At 26.8% G+C, this 2,473-nt stretch carries 1 protein-coding gene; it reads right to left on the bottom strand.

Features of this window, described 5'->3' with window-relative positions; all coding sequences use genetic code 11:
* Positions 1-592: 592 nt before the first annotated feature.
* Positions 593-2,392: a heavy metal translocating P-type ATPase gene (locus VK071_05655; protein ID HLR34800.1), complete on the bottom strand. Its 1,800-nt coding sequence runs from the start codon at positions 2,390-2,392 to the stop codon at positions 593-595.
* Positions 2,393-2,473: the final 81 nt, after the last annotated feature.

The following is a 2,473-nucleotide window of genomic DNA, read 5'->3' as shown; positions in this document are numbered from 1 at the left end:
CACAATCAACTAAATCATTAAATTTAAGTTTATCTGTTATAGATGCTACTATAAATACATATATGGTAGCTATTGGTGCTGCAATTAAGCAATCCATACCTGAAATCATTAAACCTGCAAGCATAAATACTGGTGAAAATTTAAACAGTCCAATACATAATTCCATGAAATAATCCCCCCTTATATAATATGTAATTGATAATGTATATAATTTAGATTTAAACCTAACACTATCCAGTATTTGTAAATGACTACATTAATCTAATAAGTCTTTGTATTTTTAATATTTAGTAACACTTCTTGATCACCAAAAAAACAATATTATATATTTAAATATTTTGTCATACCTGTCATCGTATTATATCATTTTGATTAATTTATATATTAAAATTTAGGAATATATTTCTGTCTATATAACAAATTTAAGTTAATTATAAAAATTTTACAGAATATTTTCAACATTATGTAATAAATTTATTAACTTTTATGTAATAGAAAAAACTATTGACATATATATATTATAGGCACCCATTATTAAGTGAGTGCCTTGATATCAATATTAATTTAAATTTTATTTTACGTAACTTTTTATTTATTTCATAACTCTCATTGCATTTAATACTGCTATTAAAGCAACTCCTACATCTGCAAATATTGCTTCCCACATAGTTGCAACTCCACCTGCACTTAGTAGTAATACTACTAATTTAACACTTAATGCAAATACAATATTTTGCCATACTATTTTATTTGTCTTTCTTGCTATTTCTATTGATTTAGCAATTTTACTTGGTTCATCTGTCATTAAAACTACATCAGCTGCCTCTATTGCTGCATCTGATCCTAGTGCTCCCATTGCTATACCAACATCTGCTCTTGCAAGTACTGGAGCATCATTTATACCATCTCCAACAAATGCAACTTTTTCTTTTTCTGATTTATTTTTAAATATTTCTTCTAATCTATCAACCTTTTCATTAGGTAATAAATTTGAATAAACTTTATCTATTCCTAATTCACTAGCAATCTTATTTGCTACTTTTTCATTATCCCCTGTTAACATTACAACTTCTTTAACACCATTTATCTTTAAATTCTTTATAGCTTCTTTACTATCTTCTTTTACTTCGTCAGATATTACTATATAACCTTTATAAATTCCATTAACTGCTATATAAACTATTGTTCCTACATCCTCAGTTGGTAAATAGAATATATTTTCTTTTTTCATTAATTTATCGTTACCTGCTAATATGTTTAAACCTTTATATTTTATTTTTATACCATGTGCTGCTATTTCTTCAAAATCATTTATTTTTTCTAAGTCTATTTTTTCTTTATAATAACTTAATATAGATTTTGCTATTGGATGGTTTGAGTTTGCTTCTGCATATGCAGCATATTCTATTAACTCTTTTTCACTTATTCCAACAGGAGATATATTTGTTACTTTAAATACACCTTTTGTAAGTGTACCAGTTTTGTCAAATACTACTGTATCAATATTTTTAAGTGCTTCTAAATAGTTACTTCCCTTTATTAATATACCCTGTTTAGACGAATTACCAATTCCACTAAAGAATGATAATGGTATTGATAAAACTAATGCACAAGGACAAGAAACAACTAAAAATACTAGTCCTCTATAAAACCAATCTAAAAATTCAGCATTAGGTACTAAAAGTGGTGGTATAAATGCTATTACCATAGCTGAGAATAATACAAATGGTGTATAGTATTTTGCAAATTTACTTATAAAGTTTTCTGTTTTAGACTTTTTACTACTTGCATTTTCAACTAAATCAAGTATTTTTGAAACTGTTGATTCTCCAAACTCTTTAGTTACTTCAATTGTTAATAATGCATTTTTATTTATAAATCCTGATAATGCAGCTTCTCCTACACCTAATTCTCTAAGAACTGATTCTCCTGTAAGTGCTGATGTATCAACCATTGAAAATCCATCTACTACTACTCCATCTAAAGGTATTTTTTCACCTGGTTTAATAACTATTATATCTCCAATACTTACATCTTCTGGAGAAACTACTTTTATTTCTGATCCAACTTTTAAGTTGGCAGAATCTGATCTTATTTGCATAAGCGAAGTTATTGACTTTCTAGATTTTCCTACTGCTATACCTTGTAAGTATTCACCTATTTTATAAAAAAGCATAACTCCTACCGCTTCTGGTACTTCTCCTATTATAACAGCTCCTATTGTTGCTATAGACATTAAGAAGTTTTCATCAAATATACGACCTTTTGATGCATTTTTTAATGCTTTTAATAACACGTCTGAACCTACTATTAAATAAACTATTAAGAATACTATATTAACAAACTTACTTTCAAATCCAGTTGCAGTTTGGAAAATTCCAAAGATATACATTATACTACCTATAATTAATTTTATTAAATCACCTTTATTTGAAGTTTCAACTTCTTCTACGGCTTCTTTTTTGTTTTCTTT

The sequence above is a fragment of the Tissierellales bacterium genome (assembly GCA_035301805.1).
In the GTDB taxonomy this organism is placed as follows: domain Bacteria; phylum Bacillota; class Clostridia; order Tissierellales; family DATGTQ01; genus DATGTQ01.
The sequence above is the reverse complement of the archived record's forward strand: the minus strand, read 5'-3'. Positions and strand labels throughout refer to the sequence as shown.